This window comes from Streptomyces sp. NPDC004788 (assembly GCF_053601115.1).
On the sequence record NZ_JBSGBF010000008.1, the window covers coordinates 1 to 25,616 of the forward strand.

General features: G+C 72.1%; 21 protein-coding genes. 17 read left to right on the forward strand and 4 right to left on the reverse strand.

What is annotated here, in order from left to right:
* Positions 1-123: 123 nt before the first annotated feature.
* Entirely contained in the window at positions 124-837 is a 714-nt protein-coding gene (gene hemQ, locus ACWEJX_RS06250; RefSeq protein ID WP_403799135.1) for a hydrogen peroxide-dependent heme synthase, read from the reverse strand.
* A 17-nt stretch (positions 838-854) separates the two neighbouring features.
* On the reverse strand, positions 855-2,336 hold the full coding sequence (gene hemG / locus ACWEJX_RS06255) for a protoporphyrinogen oxidase (RefSeq protein WP_451606357.1): 1,482 nt from the start codon (positions 2,334-2,336) through the stop codon (positions 855-857).
* Positions 2,337-2,475: 139 nt separating this feature from the next.
* Between hemG and ACWEJX_RS06260 the strand changes: the two genes are divergently transcribed.
* The 3 genes from ACWEJX_RS06260 to ACWEJX_RS06270 all read left to right on the forward strand — a co-directional run bounded on the left by ACWEJX_RS06260 (position 2,476) and on the right by ACWEJX_RS06270 (position 5,527).
* Positions 2,476-3,549, forward strand: coding sequence for a DUF4349 domain-containing protein (locus ACWEJX_RS06260; protein WP_451606358.1), 1,074 nt, complete (start codon positions 2,476-2,478; stop codon positions 3,547-3,549).
* A gap of 40 nt (positions 3,550-3,589) precedes the next feature.
* A complete protein-coding gene (locus tag ACWEJX_RS06265) occupies positions 3,590-4,966 on the forward strand; it encodes an FAD-dependent oxidoreductase (RefSeq protein WP_451606359.1) in 1,377 nt (458 codons plus the stop codon).
* A 66-nt stretch (positions 4,967-5,032) separates the two neighbouring features.
* Entirely contained in the window at positions 5,033-5,527 is a 495-nt protein-coding gene (locus tag ACWEJX_RS06270; RefSeq protein ID WP_451606360.1) for a hypothetical protein, read from the forward strand.
* A 45-nt stretch (positions 5,528-5,572) separates the two neighbouring features.
* Here the strand turns inward: ACWEJX_RS06270 and hemE are convergent, their stop codons facing one another.
* On the reverse strand, positions 5,573-6,658 hold the full coding sequence (gene hemE / locus ACWEJX_RS06275; RefSeq protein ID WP_451606361.1) for a uroporphyrinogen decarboxylase: 1,086 nt from the start codon (positions 6,656-6,658) through the stop codon (positions 5,573-5,575).
* A gap of 91 nt (positions 6,659-6,749) precedes the next feature.
* Between hemE and ACWEJX_RS06280 the strand changes: the two genes are divergently transcribed.
* The 12 genes from ACWEJX_RS06280 to ACWEJX_RS06335 all read left to right on the forward strand — a co-directional run bounded on the left by ACWEJX_RS06280 (position 6,750) and on the right by ACWEJX_RS06335 (position 22,848).
* The gene (locus ACWEJX_RS06280) at positions 6,750-7,466 is read left to right on the forward strand and encodes a DUF3000 domain-containing protein (protein WP_451606362.1); all 717 of its coding nucleotides are present in this window, start codon (positions 6,750-6,752) and stop codon (positions 7,464-7,466) included.
* 273 nt (positions 7,467-7,739) lie between these two features.
* A complete protein-coding gene (locus ACWEJX_RS06285; protein WP_017242457.1) occupies positions 7,740-8,405 on the forward strand; it encodes a response regulator transcription factor in 666 nt (221 codons plus the stop codon).
* Positions 8,406-8,571: 166 nt separating this feature from the next.
* Positions 8,572-9,855: a ribonuclease D gene (locus ACWEJX_RS06290; RefSeq protein ID WP_451606363.1), complete on the forward strand. Its 1,284-nt coding sequence runs from the start codon at positions 8,572-8,574 to the stop codon at positions 9,853-9,855.
* Positions 9,856-9,990: 135 nt separating this feature from the next.
* Positions 9,991-10,740, forward strand: a complete 750-nt coding sequence (locus ACWEJX_RS06295; RefSeq protein ID WP_451606364.1) for a ferritin-like domain-containing protein — start codon at positions 9,991-9,993, stop codon at positions 10,738-10,740.
* A gap of 295 nt (positions 10,741-11,035) precedes the next feature.
* Positions 11,036-12,262: a thiolase family protein gene (locus tag ACWEJX_RS06300; RefSeq protein ID WP_403799111.1), complete on the forward strand. Its 1,227-nt coding sequence runs from the start codon at positions 11,036-11,038 to the stop codon at positions 12,260-12,262.
* Entirely contained in the window at positions 12,259-14,397 is a 2,139-nt protein-coding gene (locus ACWEJX_RS06305; protein ID WP_451606365.1) for a 3-hydroxyacyl-CoA dehydrogenase NAD-binding domain-containing protein, read from the forward strand. Before ACWEJX_RS06300 ends, ACWEJX_RS06305 begins: the two co-directional genes overlap by 4 nt.
* Positions 14,398-14,603: 206 nt before the next feature.
* Positions 14,604-15,674 carry a phage baseplate protein gene (locus tag ACWEJX_RS06310; RefSeq protein WP_451606366.1) on the forward strand — a complete coding sequence of 357 codons (1,071 nt, stop codon included), beginning with the start codon at positions 14,604-14,606 and terminating at the stop codon, positions 15,672-15,674.
* A 253-nt stretch (positions 15,675-15,927) separates the two neighbouring features.
* Positions 15,928-17,922, forward strand: coding sequence for a hypothetical protein (locus tag ACWEJX_RS06315; protein ID WP_451606367.1), 1,995 nt, complete (start codon positions 15,928-15,930; stop codon positions 17,920-17,922).
* A 129-nt stretch (positions 17,923-18,051) separates the two neighbouring features.
* A complete protein-coding gene (locus ACWEJX_RS06320) occupies positions 18,052-19,557 on the forward strand; it encodes an SDR family NAD(P)-dependent oxidoreductase (RefSeq protein ID WP_451606368.1) in 1,506 nt (501 codons plus the stop codon).
* A gap of 53 nt (positions 19,558-19,610) precedes the next feature.
* Positions 19,611-20,414: a rhamnogalacturonan acetylesterase gene (locus ACWEJX_RS06325; RefSeq protein ID WP_451606369.1), complete on the forward strand. Its 804-nt coding sequence runs from the start codon at positions 19,611-19,613 to the stop codon at positions 20,412-20,414.
* A 9-nt stretch (positions 20,415-20,423) separates the two neighbouring features.
* A complete protein-coding gene (locus ACWEJX_RS06330) occupies positions 20,424-21,236 on the forward strand; it encodes an Ig-like domain-containing protein (RefSeq protein ID WP_451606370.1) in 813 nt (270 codons plus the stop codon).
* 7 nt (positions 21,237-21,243) lie between these two features.
* Positions 21,244-22,848: a glycosyltransferase gene (locus tag ACWEJX_RS06335; RefSeq protein WP_451606371.1), complete on the forward strand. Its 1,605-nt coding sequence runs from the start codon at positions 21,244-21,246 to the stop codon at positions 22,846-22,848.
* Here ACWEJX_RS06335 and ACWEJX_RS06340 read toward each other — a convergent pair.
* Positions 22,825-24,015 (reverse strand): hypothetical protein, encoded by a 1,191-nt coding sequence (locus tag ACWEJX_RS06340; RefSeq protein WP_451606372.1) that lies wholly within the window; start codon positions 24,013-24,015, stop codon positions 22,825-22,827. The genes ACWEJX_RS06335 and ACWEJX_RS06340 overlap by 24 nt on opposite strands.
* A 146-nt stretch (positions 24,016-24,161) precedes the next feature.
* Here ACWEJX_RS06340 and ACWEJX_RS06345 point away from each other — a divergent pair, with 146 nt between their 5' ends.
* Both ACWEJX_RS06345 and ACWEJX_RS06350 read left to right on the forward strand, forming a co-directional pair.
* Complete coding sequence (locus tag ACWEJX_RS06345) at positions 24,162-25,223, forward strand: LCP family protein (protein ID WP_451606373.1); 1,062 nt, start codon at positions 24,162-24,164, stop codon at positions 25,221-25,223.
* Between the two features lie 20 nt (positions 25,224-25,243).
* A complete protein-coding gene (locus tag ACWEJX_RS06350; protein WP_451606374.1) occupies positions 25,244-25,612 on the forward strand; it encodes an NTP pyrophosphohydrolase in 369 nt (122 codons plus the stop codon).
* The last annotated feature ends 4 nt before the right edge of the window (positions 25,613-25,616 follow it).

A 25,616-nucleotide genomic window follows, 5' to 3' on the forward strand; every position in this document is an offset into this window, starting at 1 on the left:
TGCCGGACCCGGTGTCGCTGGAGCGGCAGGCGGAGCTCCGCCGGCCGTCTGATCTTCCGGGTCAAGGGATCACCGCCCGGCTGGGCGCCGGGCGGTGACCGGGTCGGTGGTGCCGGGGGGCCGTCAGGCCAGGCCCGCCACCAGGTCGGCGACGCTCTTGCGGCGGCCGGTGTAGAACGGGACCTCCTCGCGGACGTGCATCCGCGCCTCGGAAGCCCGCAGGTGACGCATGAGGTCGACGATGCGGTACAGCTCGTCGGCCTCGAAGGCGAGGATCCACTCGTAGTCGCCGAGCGAGAAGGAGGCGACGGTGTTGGCGCGCACGTCCGGGAAGCCGCGGGCCATCTTGCCGTGGTCGGCGAGCATCCGGCGGCGGTCCTCGTCCGGCAGCAGGTACCAGTCGTAGGAGCGCACGAACGGGTAGACCGAGACGTAGTCGCGCGGGGTCTCGTCGGCCAGGAAGGCCGGGATGTGCGACTTGTTGAACTCGGCGGGGCGGTGCAGCGCCATGTTCGACCAGACCGGCTCCAGGGCGCGGCCCAGGCGGGTGCGGCGGAAGAGGTTGTACGCCTCCTGGAGCTCGTCGCTCGTCTCGGCGTGCCACCAGATCATGACGTCGGCGTCGGCGCGCAGACCGGACAGGTCGTACGTGCCGCGGATCGTGATGTCCTTGGCGGCGAGCTGGTCGAAGAGCTCCTGGACCTCGTCGGCGTAGCCGGCCCGGTCCTCGGGCAGATTGTCGCGCAGCTTGAAGACGGACCACAGGGTGTAGCGGATGACCTCGTTGAGGTCCTTCGCCTTCTTACCGGCGTTCGGGATCTTTTCGGGCGCACTCATACGCCTATTCTCGCCCGTCACGAAGAGTGCCCTGCACCAGGGTGGGTGGTTTTCGACGTGGCGATGATCTCGTCGGCGGCGCGGTCGCCCGAGGCGATGCAGGCGGGGATGCCCACGCCCCCGTACGCGGCGCCCGCGAGGGCGAGGCCGGGCAGCCCGGCGACGGCGGCGCGGACGCGCTCCACCCGGGCGAGGTGGCCGACCGGGTACTGCGGCAGGCCGTCGATCCAGCGGGTCACGGTGGCGGCGACGGGCCGGGCGGCGAGGCCGGTGGCGGCGGCCAGGTCCTTGAGCGAGACGTCGACGAGGTCGGCGTCCTCGCGGTGCACCTGCTCCTCCTCGCCGTACCGGCCGACGGAGGTGCGCAGCACGAAGAGGTCGGGGGCGGAGTCGGTCACCCACTGCCACTTCTGGCTGGAGAAGGTGGACGCCTTGATGGTGTGGCCGTCGACGGGCGGGACGAGGAACCCGGAGCCGGGCAGGCCGGGGCCGCCCTGGACGTCGGTGCGGCGGAAGGCGAGGGTGACCAGCGCCATGGAGGCGTACTCGACGGCGGCGAGCTCGGTGGCCGCGGCCGGCGCGTGGCCGGCGAGCAGCGCGGCGGCGGGCCCGGCGGGGGTGGCGAGGACGACGGCGTCGGCCGCGTACGTACGCTCCGGGGTCACGACCTGCCAGCCGGTGGCGCCGGTGCGGTGCAGTGCGGTGACCGGGGTACGGGTCAGGATCGTGCCGCCCGCGGCCCGGATCGCGTCGGCGACCGCGCCGGGCAGGGTGCCGACGCCGCCCCGGATGCCGGCGAACACGGCCCCGCCGAGGCCGGTCGCGGCGCCGGCGACATCGGCCGGCGTGGCCGCGCCGGCCTGCTGCACGGCGCGGACGGCCTCGGTGAGCGTGGGGTGACGGCGCGCGGCGGCGAAGAGCGCGGGCACGGCGGCCTTCATCGAGATGCGGTACGCGTCGCCCGCGTACACCCCGCCGAGGAGGGGCTCCACGAGCCGGTCGACGACCTCGTGGCCCATGCGCTCGGCGACGTACGCGCCGATGGCGATGTCCTCGCCGATCTCGGTCGGCGGCAGCTCCCGGTCGCGGCCGATCCGCGCCACGGCCTCGGCGGACAGCAGGCCCTCGACGGCGTGACCGTCGCCGGGGACGCCCATGACGTGGCCCTTGGGCATGGGGACGAGTTCGCCGCGTGACCACACGGAGGCGGTGGTGGTGGCGGGGGCCTGGAGGCGGCCTTGGAGGCCGACCCGTTCGGCGAGCGCGACGGCCTCGGGGCGGCGGGCGAGCAGCGACTCGGCGCCGAGGTCGACGGGGGCGCCCGCGATCTCCCCGGCGAGCAGCTTGCCGCCGAGCCGCTCGCCGCCCTCCAGGAGGGTGACCCGCGCGCCGGACGTGACCAGGCGGTGGGCGGCGGCGAGGCCCGCGATGCCGCCGCCGATGACGACGACGTCCGGTCCGGGTGCGGGGTGCGACTTCGCGTTCGTGGGGCCGTTCATGGGACCACTCTCTCAAATCGCCCCCGGCGCTCCCGATCCGAGGCCGGACCGTGACCGCTTCGCGATCGTGGAACGGCAACCCGCTCCGTGGCCGGGACGTCCAACCGGCACCACGACACCATCACCTTGGGGGGTACGGATGCGAGGAACGCGTACGGCGAGAAGGCGCGCGGCCGTGGCGGCGGCGCTGCTGACCGCGTCGCTCGTCCTGACGGGCTGCGGCTCGGGGGACGGCGGGGCGAGCGCCGCGGGCGACAGCAAGAGGGACATGAGCGCGGCGAAGCCGGCGTACGGAGGGCCCGAGGCGGCGGACGGGTCCGGGACGGGGGGCGGGTCCGGGACGGCGGCGGACGGGTCCGGGACGGCGGGCGCGAGCGGGGCGAAGGGCCGGGCTCCGGCCCGTACCCCCGCGGTCGCCCAGCACGTCATCCGCACCGCCGAGCTGTCGGTCGAGGTCAAGGACGCGGCGAAGGCGACGGCCGCGGCGCGGCAGGTGGCCACGCGTGCGGGCGGGCACGTCGAGAACGAGTCGACGGAGCGGGTCGACGACACGCACGTCGTCTCCCGGATCGTCCTGCGGGTCCCGCAGGAGCGCTACGACTCCGTCCTCGCCGAACTGGCGGGCGCGGGCAGGCTGCTGTCCCGCAAGGCGGACGCCAAGGACGTCACCGACCAGGTCGTGGACGTCGACAGCCGCATCGCCACCCAGCGGGCGAGCGTGGCGCGGGTGCGGACCCTGATGGACCGGGCGACGAAGCTGGCCGACGTGGTCACCCTGGAAGGCGAGCTGAGCCGCCGTCAGGCCGACCTGGAGGCGCTGCTCGCTCAGCAGGCGGCGCTGAAGGACCAGACGACACTGGCGACCGTCACCCTCGAACTCACGGAGCCGGAGTCCGCCCCGGCCGACGACGACAGCGACCGCCCGGGCTTCCTCGACGCCCTGGCCGGCGGCTGGAACGCCCTGGTCTCGGCGGCCGCCTGGCTCCTCGTCGTCCTCGCCGCGCTCGCGCCGTGGCTGGCGGTGGCGGCGCTCGCGTACGCGCTGTGGCGGTGGCTGGTCCGCCCGCGGCTGCGGCGCCGCCGTCCGCGGCCGGAGCCGCAGTCGCGCCCCTGGAGGGTCAACGCGGCGGGCGTCCCGGCCCAGCCGACGCCCCCCGAGGGCGAGCGGACGGCAGGACCGGTGGCCGAACCGGTGGCCGAACAGGAGGGCTGAAACCGCCCGGAAGCCCGGGAAGCCCTGAAAGATGGCTCCCATGAGCGAACGACTGGTGGTCATCGGTGGTGACGCGGCGGGCATGTCCGCCGCGTCGCAGGCACGCAGGCTCAAGAAGCCCGGGGAGCTGGAGATCGTCGCCTTCGAGCGGGGGCACTTCAGTTCGTACTCGGCCTGCGGGATCCCGTACTGGGTCGGCGGCGGGGTCGGGGCCCGGGACGAGCTGATCGCCCGGAGTCCCGAGGAGCACCGGGCGCGGGAGATCGATCTGCGGATGCGGACCGAGGTGACCGAGCTGGACCTGCCCGGGCAGCGCGTGCGGACCCGGGACCTGGAGTCGGGCGCGGAGGGCTGGACCGGCTTCGACAAGCTGGTGATCGCGACGGGGGCGCGGCCGTCGCGGCCGCCGCTGCCGGGGATCGACGCGCCGGGTGTGCACGGGGTGCAGACGCTGGACGACGGCCAGGCGCTGCTCGACTCGCTGGGCCGGGCGCCGGGGCGGCGCGCCGTGGTGGTGGGAGCCGGGTACATCGGCGTGGAGATGGCGGAGGCGCTGCTCGGCCACGGCTTCGAGGTGACGGTGCTGAACCGGGGCGAGCAGCCGATGGCGACGCTCGATCCGGACATGGGGCGCCTGGTGCACGAGGCGATGGACGGGCTCGGCATCACGACGGTCGGTTCCGCGGCCGTGACGGAGGTCCGCGGGGGTGCGGACGGGCGGGTGCGCGCGGTGGTCACCGCGTCGGGTGACGAGTATCCGGCGGACGTGGTGGTGCTCGGCATGGGCGTGGTGCCGGAGACCTCGCTGGCGCGGGCGGCGGGGCTGCCGGTGGGCACGTACGGCGGTCTGCTGACCGACCTGTCGATGCGGGTGCGCGGCCACGAGAACGTGTGGGCGGGCGGGGACTGCGTGGAGGTCCTCGACCTGGTGTCGGGACGGGAGCGGCATGTGCCGCTCGGCACGCACGCGAACAAGCACGGCCAGGTGATCGGCTCCAACGTGGGCGGCGACTACGCGACGTTCCCGGGTGTGGTGGGGACGGCGGTGTCGAAGGTGTGCGACCTGGAGATCGCGCGGACCGGGCTGCGCGAGAAGGACGCCCGGGACGTCGGGCTGCGGTACGTGACGGTGACGATCGAGTCGACCAGCCGGGCGGGCTACTACCCGGGGGCGGCGCCGATGACGGTGAAGATGCTGGCGGAGCGGCGGACCGGGCGGCTGCTCGGGGTGCAGATCGTGGGCCGTGAGGGCGCCGGGAAGCGGGTCGACATCGCGGCGGTGGCGCTCACGGCCGGGATGACGGTGGAGCAGATGGTGGCCCTCGACCTGGGCTACGCGCCGCCGTTCTCGCCGGTGTGGGACCCGGTCCTGGTGGCGGCGCGGAAGGCGGTGGCGGCCGTTCGGGCGGCGGGCTGACCCGAGCGGCAGAGTGACCGCGGGTGACGAATTGCGACCATGGCGGCACCGTGCGTGACTCTTCACATGATCAGACACAACGTCGTGCGTGCGCTCTGCGCCGCCTCGCTCGCCCTCGCCCCGCTCACCCTGGCCGCCACACCGGCGTATGCCGTGACCTCGTGCACGGTCAACGGCGTGCCCAGCTCCGGCCCGAACGTGAACGGCACCGCGGGGTCCGACTACATCGTCTGCTCCCGCGTCGAGAGCGGAACCACCGTCAACGGCCTCGGCGGCGGCGACTCCATCAACCTCACCGGCCCGATGAACGGCGTCGTGATCGGCGGCACCGGCAACGACAGCATCACCGCGTCGTCGGGCGTCACCGTGAACGGCATCATCGACGGCAGTGACGACGGCGACTTCATCAGGGTCCCCGGAACGAACAACGGCATCGTCGCCGGCAGTGCCGGCAACGACTACCTGCAGGTGGGCACGAACAACAACATCGTGGACGGCGGCACCGGCCTCGACTTCTGCCGGGTCGGCTCGGGCAACCCGCCGACCCACTGCGAGGGCTGAGCCCAGCCCTCGCAGCTCCTCAGTCCCCGCACGCGCGGGCGGTCGTCAGCGGGCCGTCCGCGTGTGCACGTAGTCGACCAGGCGGGTCAGCGCCTCCGGATCGGTCGTCGGCAGCACCCCGTGACCGAGGTTGAAGACATGGCCCTCCAGGTCCTTCGCGGCGGCCAGGACCTCGTCCGTCTTGGCCTCCACGGCCTCCCGCGAGGAGAAGAGGACGGCCGGGTCGAGGTTGCCCTGGAGCGCCTTGCCGGGGCCGACGCGGCGGGCGGCCTCGTCGAGCGGGACGCGCCAGTCGACGCCGACCACGTCGGCGCCCGCCTCGCCCATGAGGCCGAGCAGCTCGCCCGTACCGACGCCGAAGTGGATGCGCGGGACGCCGTACGAGGCGACCGCGTCGAAGACCTTCGCGGAGGCCGGCATCACGGAGCGGCGGTAGTCGGCGGGGGCGAGGGCGCCCACCCAGGAGTCGAAGAGCTGGACGGCGGAGGCACCGGCCTCGATCTGCACCTTGAGGAAGGCCGAGGTGATCTCGGCGAGGCGGTCGAGCAGGTCGGCCCACAGCTGCGGGTCGCCGTACATGAGCGCCTTGGTGTGCTCGTGGTTGCGGGACGGGCCGCCCTCGACGAGGTAGCTCGCGAGGGTGAACGGAGCGCCGGCGAAGCCGATGAGCGGGGTGGACCCCAGTTCGGCGGTGAGCATCCCGATCGCCTCGGTGACGTAGTGGACGTCCTCGGGGGTCAGGTCGCGCAGCCGGGCCAGGTCGGCGCGGGTGCGGATGGGCTCGGCGACGACGGGGCCGACGCCGGGCTTGATGTCGAGGTCGACGCCGATGGCCTTGAGGGGGACGACGATGTCGCTGAAGTAGATGGCGGCGTCCACCTTGTGCCGGCGGACCGGCTGCAGCGTGATCTCGGTGACCAGCTCGGGCCGCATGCACGACTCGAGCATGGGGATGCCCTCGCGGACCTTGAGGTACTCGGGCAGGGACCGCCCGGCCTGCCGCATGAACCAGACGGGCGTGTGGGGCACGGCCTCGCGCCGGCACGCCTTCAGGAACGCGGAGTCGTACGTCTGCGGCTGGTGCTTCGTCTGGTTCGTCTGGTTGCCCTCGGGGCTGTGGTTGGCGCTCACGCCCAGAATCTTCGCATGTGGCGAGAAGCCGCTCGCCCGGCCCGGGTGTCCCTCCCTGCGCGCGGGCCCCGTTCCGCCTACTCTTCCCCGCATGGCTGCGGCTCAGGGACATTCTTCCGATCATTCCGACGGCATTCGAGGGACGGAGAAGACGGCGGGCGACAGGGTGGACCCCACGGACACGAACCCGCTGCCGCCCGCGTTCCGGCGGGCGGTCGAGGGGCTGCGCGCGGTCCGGCTGCGGCCGGAGATCGAGGTGGACCCGACCCGGCCGCCGCAGCGGCTCGCCCCGTACGCGTACGCCCTGGAGGCGGCGGTCGTGGCGGGCGAGGAGGACCTGGCGGACGGGCGGCTCGTGCTGCTGCACGACCCGGCCGGGCACGACGCCTGGAAGGGCGCCTTCCGGCTGGTCACGCTGGTGCGGGCGGAGCTGGAGCCGGAGATGGCGGCGGACCCGCTGCTGCCGGAGGTCTGCTGGTCGTGGCTGACCGGGGCGTTCGAGGCGCGCGGGCTCGCGTACGAGGAGGCGAGCGGCACCGTCACGATGGCGGGCTCCCACTATTTCGGGGGACTCGCGGAACGGCGGCCGGCGACGCAGATCGAGATCCGGGCGTCGTGGACGCCGCGGGAGGGTCCGGCGGGGGTGCCGGACACGGGGACGCACCTGGCGGCCTGGTGCGATCTGCTGTGCCAGGTCGCGGGGCTGCCGCCGTCACCGGCCGAGCCGGGGGCCGGGCCGGGGGCGGGGACGACGTCGGGCGCGGGGGTCGTCTCGCTGCCGCAGCGGCGGGGGCCGCAGCACCCGTAGGCCGCGCGGAGAGCGCGGCGGGGGCCGGCGAGGCTCGAAGAGGGTCGTTTTTCGGACACTTTCGAGTGGGGCGGGACCCCGGTTCGCATGAGGCTCGTACGATGATCGATCGCGCGTCCGAATTGCCCCAATTGTTACTCACTAAATCGTGATCTTTCCCTAAAGGCGGGCGGCCCTGCTGCCGAAGGAGTCAGTGACCCCTTCAAAGCAACGGGTTCGCCCCCGGCTTCTTCCCCGAGCCGGCTCCGTCCCGCACCTTCCCCAGGAGGCCTGGTGTCCGTTCTCCTCGAGCAGCCCGCAAGCCTGGTCGCCTACCGCCCGAACAAGCCGACGGCCATGGTCGTCGTGGCCGACCCGCGCGTCCGCTCCACCGTCACCCGCCACCTGTGGGCGCTCGGGGTGCGCGACGTCATCGAGGCGTCGTCCATCGCGGAGGCCCGTCCCCGCGTCGGCAACCCGCGCGACATCTGCGTGGCCGACGTCCACCTCCCCGACGGCAGCGGCCTGACCCTGCTGTCCGAGACCCGCGCCGCGGGCTGGCCCAACGGCCTCGCCCTCTCGGCCGCCGACGACATCGGCGCGGTACGCAACGCCCTGGCCGGCGGCGTCAAGGGCTACGTCGTCACCGGCACCCGGACGAACATCGGGCACCCCACCCGCCCGGGCGCCGCCCCCATCGGCTCCGCGGCCGCCCGCCTCGGCCACCGCCGCCCCCCGGGCGCCCCGAGCCACCCGGGCGGCTACCGCGAGCTCTCCGGCCGCGAGGTCGAGGTGCTGCGACTCGTCGCGGAGGGCCAGTCGAACAAGGCCATCGGCGTCTCCATGGGCCTCTCGGCCCTCACCGTGAAGTCCCACCTCGCCCGCATCGCCCGCAAGCTGGGCACCGGCGACCGGGCGGGCATGGTCGCGGTGGCGCTGCGCACCGGGATCATCCACTGAGCGGCGCACCGCGAGGTGTGATCCGCCCGCGCGCCGCCCCTCCCGTGTGACGGTGGGTGACGGCTGTCGAGCGCCTGTCGACGGAACGTTCCCTCTCTGTCCGGCCAGTCGGCCGTTCCGAGCGTTCCTTCGATGGGCGCTTGCCATTGACGGATACCCTTGACAGGTGACCGACGCCCAAGACACCGCGAGTGACACCGCACTGCGAACCACCGGGGGCGCCCCCTCGGACGACGACGTCCCTGCGCATGGGCTGCCGATCCCGCTGCTCGAACCGCGCGAGGGCATTCCGCCCGTCGTCGCGACCGACGACGCCCTCGCCGAGGTGATCGCCGCCTTCGCCGCAGGCCGCGGCCCGGTCGCCGTCGACGCCGAGCGCGCGTCCGGCTACCGCTACGGGCAGCGCGCCTATCTCGTCCAGCTCCGCCGCGAGGGCGCGGGCACCGCGCTGATCGATCCGGTGGGCTGCCCCGATCTGTCCGGTCTCGGCGAGGCGCTCGCCGGCACCGAATGGATCCTGCACGCCGCGACCCAGGACCTGCCGTGCCTGCGCGACATAGGCATGGTGCCGACGCGGCTCTTCGACACCGAGCTGGCCGGCCGGCTCGCGGGCTTCCCCCGGGTGGGTCTGGGCGCGATGGTCGAGTCGGTCCTCGGGTACGCCCTGGAGAAGGGCCACTCCGCCGTCGACTGGTCCACCCGGCCGCTGCCCGAGCCCTGGCTGCGGTACGCGGCGCTCGACGTGGAGCTCCTCGTCGACCTGCGCGACGAGCTGGAGAAGGAGCTGGACCGGCAGGGCAAGCTGGAGTGGGCCCTGGAGGAGTTCGACGCCATCGCCTCGGCGCCGCCCGCCCCGCCGCGCAAGGACCCCTGGCGCCGTACGTCCGGGATGCACAAGGTGCGCAGGCGCCGCCAGATGGCGGTGGTACGGGAGCTGTGGACGGCCCGTGACCGCGTGGCGCAGCGGCGCGACGTCTCCCCCGGCAAGGTGCTGAGCGACTCGGCGATCGTGGAGGCGGCGCTCGCGCTGCCCCCGAACGCGGGCGCGCTCTCGGCGCTGCCCGGCTTCGGGCAGCGGATGGGCCGGCGTCAGCTGGAGCAGTGGCAGGCGGCGGTGGACCGGGCGAAGGGCCTGCCGGACGCCGAGCTGCCGCAGCCGGGCCAGCCCGTGGCGGGCCCGCCCCCGCCGCGCGCCTGGGCCGACAAGGACCCGGCCGCGGCCGCCCGCCTCGCCGCGGCCCGCACGGCGGTGTCGGCGCTCGCGGAGGAGCTGAACCTCCCCCAGGAGAACCTGATCACGCCCGACACGGTCCGCCGGGTCTGCTGGGAGCCGCCGGCCCCGGTGAACCCGGACACGGTCGCGGCGGCCCTGACCGGCTACGGCGCGCGCGCCTGGCAGGTGGGCCTGGTGACGCCGCTGCTGGTCACCGCCCTGGCGGCGAAGGCCTGAGCGGGAGACGTCCAGAAGAGACGAGCATGGCGAAGCCCCCGGTGCACGGCACCGGGGGCTTCGCCATGTCCCGGTTCTGTCACCGCTCGACTGAAGCGCTCTTGGTCCGGCCCACTCCTGGCTAACTTTCTGAACATGATCAAAAATGCGACCACGACGGGAACGGCGAACGACGGCTACGCGAAGTGGCTCGACGACTTCACCACCGAGCGCGAGCGCCGCGCCGCGCTCGGCGACCCCGCCTGGGAGGCGGGCGCCCGGCTGCCGGACGCGCTGATACGGAGCATCCAGCGCTTCCAGGTCGGCGAGGACGGGGACGGCGCCCGGCTCAGGGCGAAGGCGCGGCGGGCCGGCGACCGGGTCTACGCCGAGGCGATCGACCTGTTCGTCGCGGAGGAGCAGAACCATGCCCGGATGCTCGCCCTGCTGCTCTCCGCGGCCGGGGCGCCGAGGCTGGCCGGCCACTGGAGCGACACCGCGTTCCTGCGGCTGCGGCGGCTGCTCGGGCTGCGTGCGGAGCTGCTGGTCCTGATGGTGGCCGAGGCGGTGGCCCTCCGTTACTACCGGGCACTGCGCGACGGCTGCACGGACCCGCTGGCCGTGGCGGTCGCCGCCCGGATCCTGGCCGACGAGGAGCGGCACGTCCCGTTCCACTGCCGGCGGCTGCGCGAGGGCTTCGCGCGACTGCCCGCCCCCGGCCGACGCGGCGCGACCCTGGTCTGGCAGGGCCTGCTGGCCACGGCCGCACTCGTCGTCGCCTACGACCACGGCCCGGCCCTGCGGGCCCTCGGCGTGCGCCGGACCGCCTTCGTCGGGGACGTACTCCGAGACTCGGGGGCGATGGCGGCGGCAATGGACGGGCGGGGCCCGCTGCCGCGCCGCTGATGCGGCCCACCGATGTCGACGCGCGGACGCCCCTCGTCCGCGCCACGGCGCCGGCTCGCCTGTCGGACCGCATCAGGATCGTGTGGCGCGGGCGGCCGATGGCGCGACCGGGCGCCGATGTGTGGCGGCTCCGGGGGCCGGGCGGGGTGTGACGTTCGCCGCTCCCGGCCCGGGGACTGGGCAGCTTGGTTACTCGTAAGTAGCATGGGGGTAGCAAGCGCGCGCTTAGCCGCGTGCCGGGCGCCACGCGTCCGCGCAGCAGCAGTGCCATCCCGCACCCTGGAGGAGAGCCATCGTGCCTCGTACCGTCAGGGACGTCGTCTTCGTCGACGGCGTCCGTACCCCGTTCGGCAAGGCGGGCCCGAAGGGCATCTACCACGAGACCCGCGCCGACGACCTCGTCGTCAAGGCCATCCGGGAGCTGCTGCGCCGCAACCCGGCTCTCGACCCGGCGAAGATCGACGAGGTCGCCATCGCCGCGACCACGCAGATCGGCGACCAGGGCCTGACCCTCGGCCGTACCGCCGGCATCCTGGCGGGTCTGCCGCAGTCCGTGCCGGGCTACTCCATCGACCGCATGTGCGCCGGCGCGCTGACCGCCGTGACGTCGGTGGCCGGTTCGATCGCCTTCGGCGCGTACGACGCCGTCATCGCCGGTGGCGTCGAGCACATGGGCCGCCACCCCATGGGCGAGGGCGTGGACCCGAACCCGCGCTTCGTCAGCGAGAAGCTGGTCGACGAGTCCGCCCTCTTCATGGGCATGACGGCGGAGAACCTGCACGACCGCTACCCGAGCATCACCAAGCAGCGCGCCGACGAGTACGCCGTGCGCTCGCAGGAGAAGGCCGCCAAGGCGTACGCCGACGGCAAGATCCAGCAGGACCTGGTGCCGATCTCGGTGCGCCGCACCGACCCCGCCGGTGGCGAGACCGGCTGGGGCCTGGTCACCGCCGACGAGCCGATGCGCCCGGGCACCACCCTGGAGTCGCTGGCGAACCTGAAGACGCCGTTCCGCGTCCACGGCAACGTCACCGCGGGCAACGCGGCCGGCCTGAACGACGGCGCCACCGCCTCGATCATCGCCTCCGAGGACTTCGCCCGCGAGAACAACCTCCCGGTGAAGATGCGCCTGGTCTCCTACGCCTTCGCCGGCGTCGAGCCCGAGGTCATGGGCTACGGCCCGATCCCGGCCACCGAGAAGGCGCTGGCCAAGGCCGGCCTGTCCATCTCGGACATCGGTCTCTTCGAGATCAACGAGGCGTTCGCCGTCCAGGTCCTCGCGTTCCTGGAGCACTACGGCATCGCCGACGACGACGCGCGCGTCAACCAGTACGGCGGCGCCATCGCGTACGGCCACCCGCTCGCCTCCTCCGGCGTCCGTCTGATGACGCAGCTGGCCCGCCAGTTCGAGGAGCAGCCGGAGGTCCGCTACGGCCTCACCACCATGTGCGTCGGCTTCGGCATGGGCGCCACGGTCATCTGGGAGAACCCGAACCACAAGGACGCCGGAGGCAGCAAGTGAGCACCACCGCAGAGCTTCTGAAGGGCGCCGCCGAGCTCTTCCCGGACGAGGTCGTCACCTCCGCCCACGTACGGCACTTCGAACTCCCCGCGGGCGCGGGCCGGTTCGCGCTGATCACGCTGGACAACGGCTTCGACCACACCAAGCCGACCACCTTCGGCCCCGCGTCGCTGGCCAACCTCAACACGGCGATCGACCAGGTCGAGGCGGAGGCCGCGAACGGTGAGATCGTCGGCGTCGGGATCACCGGCAAGCCGTTCATCTTCGCCGTCGGCGCCGACCTCAAGGGCGTCGAGCTGCTGAAGAAGCACGAGGAGGCCCTGGCCATCGGCAAGGGCGGCCACGACGTCTTCAAGCGCCTCGCGGGCCTGGCCGTCCCCACCTTCGCGTACTACAACGGCGCGGCGATGGGCGGCGGTGTCGAGGTCGGTCTGCACTGCACCTACCGCACCGTCTCCAAGGCCCTGCCGGCCTTCTCGCTGCCCGAGGTCTTCCTCGGTCTGGTGCCCGGCTGGGGCGGCTGCACGATCCTGCCGAACCTGATCGGCGCGGAGAAGGCCGTCCAGGTCATCATCGAGAACTCGCTGAACCAGAACCGCCAGCTCAAGGGCAAGCAGGTCTTCGAGCTCGGCATCGCCGACGCGATCTTCGAGGGCGCCGACTTCCTGGAGCAGTCCCTCATCTGGACCGCGTCCGTCCTCAAGGGCGACGTGTCCGTCGAGCGCCCGGAGATCGACCGCGGCGAGGGCTGGGACCAGGCCGTCGCCAAGGGCCGTGCCGTCGCCGACTCCAAGGTGCACGGCGCCGCCCCGGCCGCCTACCGCGCCCTCGACATCATCGAGGCGTCGAAGGACGGCGACCTGCAGAAGGGCTTCGACGCCGAGGACCAGGCCCTCGCGGACCTGATCATGGGCGGCGAGCTGCGCTCCGGCATCTACGCCTTCAACCTGGTGCAGAAGCGCGGCAAGCGCCCGGCCGGCGCGCCGGACAAGTCGCTGGCCCGCCCGGTCACCAAGGTCGGTGTCGTCGGCGCCGGTCTGATGGCCTCCCAGCTGGCCCTGCTCTTCCTGCGCCGCCTCGAGGTGCCGGTCGTCCTGACCGACATCGACCAGGAGCGCGTCGACAAGGGCGTCGGCTACGTGCACGGCGAGATCGACAAGCTGCTCGGCAAGGGCCGGATCAACCAGGACAAGGCCAACCGCCTCAAGGGCCTGGTCTCCGGTGTCCTGGACAAGGCCGAGGGCTTCTCGGACGCGGACTTCATCATCGAGGCCGTCTTCGAGGAGATGTCCGTCAAGCAGACGGTGTTCGCCGAGGTCGAGGCCGTCGCCCCGGCGCACGCGATCCTCGCCACCAACACCTCCTCGCTCTCCGTCAGCGAGATGGCGTCCAAGCTGAAGCACCCCGAGCGCGTGGTCGGCTTCCACTTCTTCAACCCGGTCGCGATCCTCCCGCTCCTGGAGATCGTGCGCGGCGAGCAGACGGACGACGCCTCGCTCGCCACCGCCTTCGGTGTCGCGAAGAAGCTGAAGAAGACGGCCGTTCTGACGAAGGACGCCCCGGCGTTCGTCGTGAACCGCATCCTGACCCGCTTCATGGGCGAGATCCAGAACGTCATCGACGAGGGCACCTCCGTCGAGACGGCGGAGAAGGCGGTCGAGCCGCTCGGCCTGCCGATGTCCCCGCTGGTCCTCCTGGAGCTGGTCGGCCCGGCGATCGGTCTGCACGTCTCCGAGACCCTGAACCGCGCCTTCCCGGAGCGCTTCAAGGTCTCCCCCAACCTGAAGGCCGTCGTCGAGGCCGGCAAGCGCGGCTTCTACGTCTACAACGCGGAGAACGGCTTCAAGCCGGAGCTCGACCCCGAGGTCGCCGCGCTCCTCAAGCAGGGCGACGTCGTCCTCACGGAGGAGCAGGTCCGCGACCGCGTCCTGGACGCGGTGGCCCAGGAGATCGGTCTGATGCTGGAGGAGGGTGTCGTCGCCGAGGCGCAGGACATCGACCTCTGCCTCATCACCGGCGCGGGCTGGCCCTTCCACCTGGGCGGCATCACGCCGTACCTGGACCGCGAGGGCGTCTCGGAGCGCGTCAACGGCAAGCGGTTCCTGGCGCAGGGCGTGGCGAGCGTCCCGGCGTAAGGCGCTGCCGGAGCAGTAGCGGCGCAAGGCAGTCGCCGCGTGACTGCGCGGCGGACGAAGGCGGATGCCCGTCCCTCGACGAGGGGCGGGCATCCGTCCGTAGGGCCCGTGTCGTCCCCGCTCCACCCACTCGACCCTCTGTTCGGGAGGTGATCAAAGGGTGGCAGAATAGCGCGTCTTGTCCTCGACAGAACGGCTTTCGCACCATGTCGAACCACGACTCCGGCCCCAGCCGCCGCACGTTCCTGGTGGCGGGCACCGCCGCCCTGGCCGTGGGCGGCCTCGCCGGAATCGCACTGTGGGGAGACGACGAGACCGACAAGAGCAGGAACGTCCCGGCGGCCCCGGCGATCGCCGGCGCGTTCGACATCGCCCGGCCGACCCGGCTGTGGCAGCCGACCCCGCTGAGCAACGTCACCGGGCCGCAGTCGCTGGCCTTCGACGACACCAACCGGTGCGTGTACGTGGTCCAGCTGGTCCAGGGCGGGCTGCGGCTGAGCGGTGAGGAGGCCCCGGTGGACGCGGCGGGGCGGAAGCGCGCCGGGGACCTGTGCGTCACCCGCTTCTCCCGCTCCGGGGAGCAGCTGGGCCGGATGTACCTGCGGGGTTTCGGGCACGGCATCTCCATGGGCGTGGAGCCCCGCGGCGCCACGGTGTGGCTGTGGATGGAGTCCGACGCGCACCCCAAGAGCGGGTTCGGCCGGGCGGTCGCCCGGATCCGCTTCGAGGACGGGGCGGTGGTCGACAACGACGACGCGTCCGTGCGGCACCACCGGATCGCGCCGAAGGGCAGTACGCGGGTCCATCCGGCCGTGGACATGACGACCGGGCGGCTGCTGATCAGTTACGTGGGCACCGACGGGACGCACGGGTATTCCGTACATTCCCTGGACGACGTCGTCGCGGGAGACAGGACGCCGTTGCACAGAATCGACAACGCCGCTTTCCTGGAGAGCGAGACGTTCCAGGGGTGCGCACTGCACGGTGATTTCATCTACCAGCTCACCGGAAATCCCTACAGTAAACCGGGGGGCCGGAATCCCCGTGATTCCGGGGGAAACACCTTCATTTCCTCGATCGATATCCGCACGGGTCGGGTGGCGGGTCATCAGCATGTTTCGGTGGATCCCTCGCTGCGCTTCCGCGAGCCGGAGGGAATTGCCGTGCGCATGGCCCCGGACCCCCTTCTCTGCATGGGCTTCTCGGTGAAGACGGCGGGCCGCAGGAACATCGCCCTCTACGGGTTCCAGCCCGCCGCCACCCGTCACCACGGGTGATCACCCGACGACTTTGCGCAAGGGTTGTACGGGCGAAGGACACTCTTGCGGCATGGTTCGATAACTATTCGGTGAACGGCTGCACCATCTTCACTTCGCGGACACCCCGCGTACCTCGGCCCGTCACCCTTGCCTATACTTTGCGGACGCTTTATGGCGTCTTCACATCCCGACGGTCACGCCCCCCACCGTGGCGCGGTTTCGGCGCGAAGTGACACGCGTCACGGCAACGGCAAGGAGGGGCCGCACGGCCATGAACAAGCAGCAGCGTCAAGCCCTGCTGGGCGCCGTCATCTCGGGCGCCCTGGTGCTGAGTTTCCTCGGCATGATGGTCGCGGTGGTGATGCCGTCCCTCAGGGTCTTCGCCGCCTCCGCCGCCGTCAGCTACCTCGCCGACCTGATGCTGCACAGCGCCCAGTCCTCCACCCTGGACCGGCTGCGCGACTCCCGCTTCGGTCTGACCATCCGCTTCATCATCCGTCAGTTCCTGCTGCTGGCACTGTGCGGTGCGATCGCGGACATCGACTCCTTCGTCGTCCAGATGACCTCGGTGGGACTGCTCCTGCTCTTCGTGCTCCAGCTCGCCTACGGCGCGGTGCTCAAGCACGTCCGCAAGAAGCGCGCGGAGCTGCCGTACACCACCCGCGGCCTCGACATGGAGGTCCTGGGCATCCGGCGCATGCCGCACCCGTTCCTGATGAACAAGCACGTCCGCAAGACGCTGCACCTGGACGTCCCGCTCTTCGCCGGCGCGCTCGGCACCATCGCCACCGACAACTGGCGGTTCGTCACCTACGGCGGCATCCTCTCCGTCTCGGTCGCCTACCTGGCCCTCCTCGTCCTGCTGCCCGGCGCCCGCAACGCGCTGATCCTGCCCGACACCGACGAGGCCATCGACCTGCTCAACGAGGAGCTGTCCCGGTACCGTCCCCAGGTCGCCCTGTACTTCACCTTCGCGGCGATCTCCAAGGACTTCATGTACCAGGTGAACATGTGGCTGGAGTCGCTGGAGGCGATGGAGCTGCGGCCCGTCATCGTGCTGCGCGAGCGGGCCACCCTGCGCTACCTGGACGCCACCGCCGTCCCCGTCATCTGCGTCCCGAAGGCCGAGTACCTGGCCCGGGTCGAGATGCCCGAGCTGCGCGTGTGCCTCTACCCCGGCAACGCCGGCAAGAACGTGCACATGCTGCAGCGCCATGACGTCAAGCACGTGTTCATCGGTCACGGCGACAGCGACAAGGCCGCCAGCAGCAACCGCGTCAGCAAGGTCTTCGACGAGATCTGGGTGGCCGGCCGGGCCGGCCGCGACCGCTACGAGCGCATCAAGCACGCCGTCCGTCCCGAGCAGATCGTCGAGGTCGGCCGCCCCCAGCTGATGTCCCTGCACCGCTGGACCGGCCAGGCAAGCCAGCCCGTCCCCACCGTCGTCTACGCGCCGACGTGGGAGGGCTGGACCGACGACGCCTGCTACACCTCGGTGATCCCGGCCGGCGAGAAGCTGATCAAGGCGCTGCTCTCGCACGAGCAGCAGCTGCGCGTCATCTACAAGCCGCACCCCCTCACCGGCTCCCGGTCCGCCGCGGCGGGCGCCGCGCACCGGCGCATCATCGCGCTCCTGAACGAGGACAACGCCCGCCGCTTCGGCCGGAGGATGACGGACTCGAAGAGCGCGGCGAAGAAGCTCGCCCGGATCGACAAGCGCATCGCCGAGCTCTCCGAGCGCGGCGTCCGCTCCCCGTACCCGGACCTCACCGAGGCCGAGCGCACCGCCCGCATCCGGCGCAGCCGCAACCAGGCCGGGGAACTGTACTGGAGCGCCGTGCCGGACGCGGCCCACCACGTGGTCCTGGACCGCATCCCCGCGCTCAACGACTGCTTCAACCACTCGGACCTGCTCATCGGCGACATGTCCAGTGTGGTCTCGGACTTCATCGCGACCCGGAAGCCGTACGCCATCTTCAATCTGGAGGGCCTGCCGGACCACCAGTTCCGCAACGAGCAGCGCACGGCGTACGCGTCCTATCTGCTGGATCCGGACTGCAACGGTCTGGACGCGGCGCTCGACGCGATGCTCAATCCGGAGCGGGACACGATGGCCGCCTATCGCGAGCAGTTGAAGGATTATCTGCTCGGCCCGGACTATCCGCCGTCCGTCGTCCGCTTCAACGCGGCGGCGACCGACCTGTACGCGCGCGGTCTCGGGGATTTCCCGATCGAGTATCCGGACCCGGCGCAGATCCACGCGTAGCTCCACTCCGAGGTCCAACCGCAGGTCCACCCGCAGGTCCATGCACAGGCCGCGCCCGGCACCCCGCGTACCGGCGCCGCTTTCCGACCCAGGTCGGCACCACCCCTTCACCCAGGAGACCGAAAGACCGTGACCAGCCCCGCCACCCGTCGTCGTACTGTCGCTGTCGTCCTCGCCGGCGGCACGGGCCAGCGTGTCGGACTCTCGATCCCCAAGCAGCTCCTGAAGATCGCGGGCAAGTCGATACTCGAGCACACCCTGTGCATCTTCGAGAACGCCCCCGAGGTCGACGAGATCATCGTGCTCATGGCCGCCGACCACACGGCGGAGGCGGAGAAGATCGTCGCCAAGGCCGGTCTGGGCAAGGTCACCCGGGTGCTGGCCGGCGGCTCGACCCGCAGCGAGACCACGAGCATCGCCATCCGGTACGTCACCGAGAGCCTGGCGGAGGGCGAGGACGCGAGCCTGCTGTTCCACGACGCCGTGCGCCCGCTGCTCTCGCAGCGCGTGGTCAAGGAGTGCGTGGAGGCGCTGGAGCGCTACCAGGCGGTGGACGTGGCGATCCCGTCCTCGGACACCATCATCGTGACCCGCACCCACGGCGACGACGGCGAGTTCATCACCGAGGTGCCGGACCGCTCGCGGCTGCGCCGCGGCCAGACCCCGCAGGGCTTCCACCTGTCGACCATCCGCCGGGCCTACGAGCTGGCGCTCGCGGACCCGTCGTTCGAGGCGACCGACGACTGCTCGGTCGTCATCAAGTACCTGCCGGACGTCCCGGTCCACGTGGTCATGGGCGACGAGTACAACATGAAGGTCACCCAGCCGGTCGACGTGTTCATCGCCGACAAGCTGTTCCAGCTCGCCTCGTCGGCGGCGCCCGCGGCGGCCGGCGAGGACTCCTACCGGGAGGCGCTGCACGGCCGCACCATGCTGGTCTTCGGCGGCTCGTACGGCATCGGCGCGGACATCGCCCGGCTCGCCGAGGGATACGGCGCCACGGTGTACGCCCTCGGCCGCTCCAGCACGGGCACCCACGTGGAGAACCCGGAGCACGTCGAGGAGGCGCTGGCCAAGGCGTACGCGGAGACGGGCCGGGTCGACTACGTGGTGAACACCGCGGGCGTGCTGCGCACCGGCCGGCTGGCCGACACCGACAGCGAGACCATCCGCGAGGCGACCGCGGTCAACTACCTCGCCCCGGTGAACATCGCCCGCTTCTCCTACAAGTACCTGGCCGAAACGCACGGCCAGCTGCTGCTGTTCACCTCCAGCAGCTACACCCGGGGCCGCTCCGAGTACAGCCTGTACTCCTCCACCAAGGCGGCCGTGGTCAACCTGACCCAGGCGCTCGCCGAGGAGTGGGCGGAGGACGGCGTCCGCGTCAACTGCGTGAACCCCGAGCGCACCGCGACCCCGATGCGCACCAAGGCGTTCGGCCAGGAGCCGGCCGGCACCCTGCTGTCCTCCGCGACCGTGGCCCGCAGCGCGCTCGACGTCCTGGTGTCCCGGATGACGGGCCACGTCGTGGACGTCCGGCAGCAGGACCCGACCGGCAGCTCCTCGGCGCAGTCGGGCTTCGAGCGGGCGATCGCCTCGGTCCTCAGCAGCAGCCAGGAAGCGCAGGAGCTCTGAGTTCCGGTCCGCGCCGCGAGGTGGGACGAGAGGGGACGCAGGAGGGACAGGACATGACGTACACGGACGAACAGCCGGGCCACCGGACCAGGCTCTTCCTGGCCGGTGGTTCGGGAACGGTCAGCCGGCCGGCGAGCCACCTGCCGATGATGGGCTGGGGGCAGGCACTCGACCTGTTCCTCACCGACGACCTGGAGGTCGTCAACTGCGCCCGGGGCCGGGCGAGCAGCAAGAGCTTCCGGGAGCGCGGACGGCTCCAGTGGATCCTGGACGCCATGGCGCCCGGGGACTACCTGGTCATCGCGTGGGGCCAGATCGACTGGAAGCCGGACCCGGGCCTGCACACCGAGCCGTTCGAGGACTTCATCGAGCACCTGCGGGCGTACGTCACGGGTGCCCGCGAACGCGGCGGACACCCGATCCTCATGGCGCCGTTCGAGCGGCGCCGCATCGACCGGCACGGCAACGTGAGCCGGTTCCTCGGCGACTACCCGGTGGCCATGCGGCAGCTGGCCCAGGAGGAGTTCGTCCCGTTCGTGGACGTGTACGGCCAGAGCCTGCAGTGGTGGGAGGAGCTGGGCCCGGAGGACACCAAGCACGTGTTCACGTATCTGCGGCCCGGTGAGCCCCTGCTGCCCGTGGTGCAGGACGCCGACAACGTCCACGTGCGGCCCGAGGGCGCCATCGAGGTGGCCCGGTTCACGGTCCGCGCGCTGCTGACGCAGCAGCTGATCCCGGCCCACTGGGTGAAGGACCTCGACCGGCGGACGTTCTCGTACGACGAGATGGGCTGGCTCGACGACGCCACCTTCCTGCACCGCACCAAGTCCCGTGTCACTCCCGCCCGCGATCTGTAAGGCCGGTCCATGAACCACCTGCTGTGCGCCGGCAAGGCCGTCGGCACCGAAGAGAACTCCCCCGGCGTGGTGCACGCCGCGCTGTACTGCTCGGTGCCGCCCTTCAGCGGTGTCGCCCCCGGGGACATCGTCCAGTTCGCGCTCTCCGTCGCCGTCGAGAACGCGCCGTTCGGCTACGCCTATCTCCAGGAGAAGCACTTCGCCGACGCGGCGGAGGTCCTCGCCGTCCAGGACGTGGACTGCTTCCCGAAGCAGCGCTGGTACCGGGTACGGGCGGAACCGGGCCGCAACGGCGTCGGCTTCTTCTCGGTCCGGGTGAGGCGGCCGAAGAAGCAGGAACCCCGGCTGCGCCCGCACATCGCGGTCGCCGTGCCCGACCGGGACACCCGCAAGATCGTCCGCACCGCGTCGCTGCGCGACCGCTCGCTGCTCATCCGCACGATGTTCGCGCCCGGGCTGCGGCTGGTCACCGCCCCCGGCGTGCCGGGCTCGCTCGACGTGCTCGCCGCGGTCCCGCCGGGCAGCGCGCCGGTCTCGGTGACCCAGCCGCGCTCCGGGTCCGCCCAGCTGGGGCCCGACGGCCGGCTGGACTACCTCCCGTACCAGGGGTTCACCGGCTACGACCGCTTCGAGTACACCGTGGCCACCCCGGACGGCGGGAAGGTCACCGCACCCGTGAACGTGTACGTGGGCAACCTGGAGGACCGTCCGGGCGTCTTCCCCGAGCACGGGCTCACCACCGACTTCCGGCCCTGGCAGTGGCCGGAGCTCACCGGCGAGATGCCGTGGCCCAGGACCACCACCACCCCGCAGAACGGATAGCAGGCCCATGACCACCTCCGTGCCCGTGCACCCGCGCGAAATACGCGACGTGACCGTGGTCCTGCACGTCAGGGACCACGAACGCACGCTGCAGGCCTGCCTGGAGTCGCTGCTCGGCCAGACGATCGGTGCCGAGCGGATCGAGGTCATCGCGGTCGACGACGGCTCGACCGACAGCAGCAGCTCCTTCCTCGCGGAGGCCGAGCAGCGGTACGCCGGCTGGCTGCGGGCCGGCCAGTTCCGGCGCGGACTGTCCACCGCCGACGCCCGCAACTGGGGCATGAGCCAGGCCACCGGCCGCTATCTCCTGTTCCTGACGGGCGCGGACCGGCTCACTCCCAGGGCGCTGGAGCTGATGGTCGGCTCGGCCGACGCCAACGAGGCCGACGTGGTGCTGGGCAAGTTGGAGAGCTCCGGCAAGCACGCCGTCGCGACGTCGATGTTCCGCAGGACCCAGGGGTCCGTGGACCTCTACGGATCGCGCGTGTACTGGTCGCTGACGCCGGACAAGCTGTTCCGCACGAGCTTGGTGCGGCGCTGCGGCCTGGAGTTCCCCTCCGACATGACGATCGGCGAGGACCAGGCCTTCACCGCCGCCGCCTTCATCCGCGCCGACAACATCGCCGTCGTGGCGGACGAGCCGTGCGTGGTCAAGGGCCCGGGGCAGACCGGGGCCGTGCCCCTGCCGCAGCGGGTCGCCCTGGTCGGCCGGATGATCTCGCTGCTGACCGCGATGCTGCCCCCGGGCCCGGGCCTGGACCTGCTGATCTCCCGCCACCTGGAGGCCGATCTCGGCAAGGCCACCGGGGCGATGCTGCTCGCCTCGGAGCAGCCCGCCGAGCGGGAGCGCACCCTGTGGGCGGCCGCGGAGCTGCTGCGCGGCCAGGTGCCCGCGAGCGCCCTGGCACTGCTGCCGCGGCCCCTCGCCGTGCGGTACGCGCTGATCGCCGCCGGCCATCACCAGCAGGCCGAGTGGATGGCGGCGTACGAGGCGGACAAGGACCGGCCGGCGCCGAAGAAGACGGTCGAGAACGGGCGGGTCTACTCCCTGCTGCCGTTCTTCCGCGATCCGGCGGTGAACCTGCCCGACGAGCTCTTCGACATCACCGACAAGATGACGGTGAACCAGCAGCTGACGAGCATGCGGTGGAACGGTCCCCTGCTGCTCCTCGACGGCCACGCGTTCTTCGAGCAGCTCAGCACGCGCGAGCGGAACACGAAGGTCGTGCTGCGGCACCGGCTGACCGGGGCGGAGGAGCGTTTCTCCGTCACGGCCCGCCGCGACGACACCCTGCTGAACTCCAAGGGCAAGACCCGGGCGATGGGCCGTTTCTCCACCCGGATCAACCTGCGCCAGATGTCCGACGGCTGGCCGCTGCGCACCGGAGTGTGGGACGTCCACCTGGCGGTGAGCTTCGAGGGGGTCACCCAGGAGGTGCGGCTCGGCCGCAAGCGGTCTCCCGAGGTCGACGTGGTCAGCCGGGCACCGATGGTCTTCGCGCCCTCGGCGACCACGCCCGGTCACGAGCTGGCGGCGACGCCGTTCTACACCCCGGAGGGCGACCTGTCCCTCGAGGTGTCCGAGCGGCTACCGCTGCCCGGAACGCACTGACGACGCATGGTCTCCCACCCGTTGCCACGGTCCGAAGACGAGGCCGTCCTGTGTCAGGTCCTGACGGGACAGCAGCAGGGCGCCCGTGCCGTCGAGCGCGGCGACGACCAGCCGTCCCGCGCCGTCGACGCCCGGCTGCGGGGCGTGCGCGGTGGTCGCCGGGTCGCCGATGGGCGCCCACCAGGTGCCGTAGCTCTCGTTCTCGGTGACGTAGGCGGTGACCTCGATCCCGCCGTGGGCGCCGCACTGGGCGAGCACCGTGCAGTCGTAGTCGCCGATGACGGTCCGCGCCGCGCCGGGGCGGCCCCGGCCGCCGGGGCCGCCGAGCGCCATGACACCGGCGGCCTGGGCGCCGCCCGTCGCGGCGCGCCAGGCGACCAGCGAGTCGTCCCCGGGGTAGCGCCACAGGTACGTGGCGCGCTTCCTGCCGGTTTCGAGGGCGGTCAGGGTGCCGTCGGCCACGGCTATGCCGAAACGATCCCTCAGCTCGAAGCGGCCGCCGCCGGCACCCGCCCAGCGGTCCACGGAGCCGTCGGCGCCCACGGCGAGGACCTCCAGTGGGCCGCCCGTCGGCATGACCGCGGTGAACTCCCCCGTGTACGGGCGGTCGGTGACGTTCTTCCAGCGACCCCAGCGGCCTTCGGCGGAGCGGCTGCGCCGCACGATCCCGCCGTGCCGCAGGGACACCAGGACGTGCACGGACCCGGAGGTCTGGTTGACCACGACCAGGGGTCCGCCGACGACCGGGTCGCCGCTGCCGCCGCCCTCCCCGGACGGCACCCCGAGGTCGTACCAGTCGGTGAGCGGACGGCCGGTCTGGTACTGGGTGCTGACGATCACATGGCCGGCGTCGCCCTGCGGCGCGCGCCGGAGACCGGCGAAGCAGACGTATCCCTCGGTGCTGCGCGCGAGGCTCAGCGGACCTGCCCAGCCCGGGACCTCGACGGACCGGGGACCCTCGAAGGAACCGTGCGCGGTCTCGGTCCAGCGGACGAGGCCGGTGGCGGTGGTCGCGTAGGCCGTCAGGCGTCCGTCGCCGCCGGTGAACAGCCAGCGGCCGGCCGGCGGGCGGGCCGTGACCGGCCCGGGAGCCTCGGTGTCGAGAGGGGCGACCACGCCGGAGTCCGTGTTCCCACCCCTGTTCCTGCCACGGATCACGATCACCATCCGCCTCTCCGCCTGTCCGTCGCCCCGAAGTTTGTCACACGCTTCACCGGGCGTTCACGGGCGGCCGACGGCTCCAGATTCCCGACAAAACCCGATCTGCACACTTTCATACCGTTGCGCCACGAAGGAAGAGACTCAACCCAGCCATGACCGACCACAACACGACGGTGAGCGGCTCGCGCCGCAGGGCTCCCCGCAAGCGCAGGACCGGCCGCATCGTCCTGCTGACCCTGCTCGTGCTCGTCCTCGCCGCCGGCGGGACCGTGTACTGGATGTACTCGAGCATCGACGGCAACATCAAGGCCGTCGACATCACCAAGGAGCTCGGCGACAACCGGCCGCCGAAGCTGCCGACGTCCGGACAGAACCTGCTGGTGCTCGGCTCGGACTCGCGGGCCGGTGCGAACGCCGCGCTCGACGGGGCCGCGGTGAGCGGGGCGCGCTCGGACACGGCGCTCGTGGTGCACGTGCCCGAGGGGCGGCAGAAGGCCACGGCGGTCAGCATTCCGCGCGACACGCTGGTGACGCGGCCGGAGTGCACGCGGCGCGGCGGCGGGACGGCGCCCGAGGCGAAGCGGGTCATGTTCAACTCGGTGTACTCGGGCTTCGGTCCGGCGTGTGTGGTGAAGACCGTCGAGAAGATGTCCGGGGTGCGGCTCGACCACTACATGGAGATCGACTTCGCCGGGTTCAAGGACCTCGTCGACGCGATCGGCGGAGTGACCGTCGACGTCGACAAGCCCATCAAGGACAAGCACACCGGTCTCGACCTCGCCGCCGGTCCGCAGCGCCTGGACGGCACGCAGTCGCTCGCCTTCGTGCGCACCCGGTACGCCGTCGGCGACGGCAGCGACCTGGGCCGCATCGGCAACCAGCAGAAGTTCCTCACCGCGCTGCTCACCGAGGTGAAGAAGCAGGACCTGCTCGGCAGCCCGACCAAGACGTACAAGATCGCCGACTCGGCGACCAAGGCGCTCACCACCGACTCCGAGCTGGCCTCCCTGACCGCGCTCAGCGACTACGCCCGCAGCCTCAACGGCGTGGACCCGGGGAACATGGAGACGATCATGCTGCCGGTCGCCTACGACAAGAAGGACCCGAACCGGGTCGTCGCGTACGAGCCGAACGCCACGCAGCTGTGGACGGCGATCCGCGAGGACAGCGACATCCCGGCGTCGGCGAAGAAGTCCCCGGCGACCGGCGGCTGATCAGCTGGCATCCTCGGGGCATGACACTCCCCCTGCTCGTCGTCGACGGTGCCAATGTGGTCGGTTCGGTTCCCGACGGCTGGTGGAAGGACCGGCGCGGCGCCGCCGAGCGCTTGCGGGACCGGCTCGCCGAGCGCGGCGGGCCGGCGGAGGGCCCGTACCCCGGCCCGTACGAGATCGTGCTCGTCGTGGAGGGCCGGGCCCGGGGTGTCGCCCCGGTGCCGGGGGTGAGGGTCGAGGAGGCGCCCGGCAGCGGGGACGACCTGATCGTGGAGCTCGCCCGGAACGCGGCCGGCCGGCCGTGCCTGGTGGTCACGGCCGACCGGGAGCTGCGGCGGAGGGTGGCGGAGACGGGCGCGCGGTGGGTCGGCCCGCGCGCCCTCCCGTAGGACG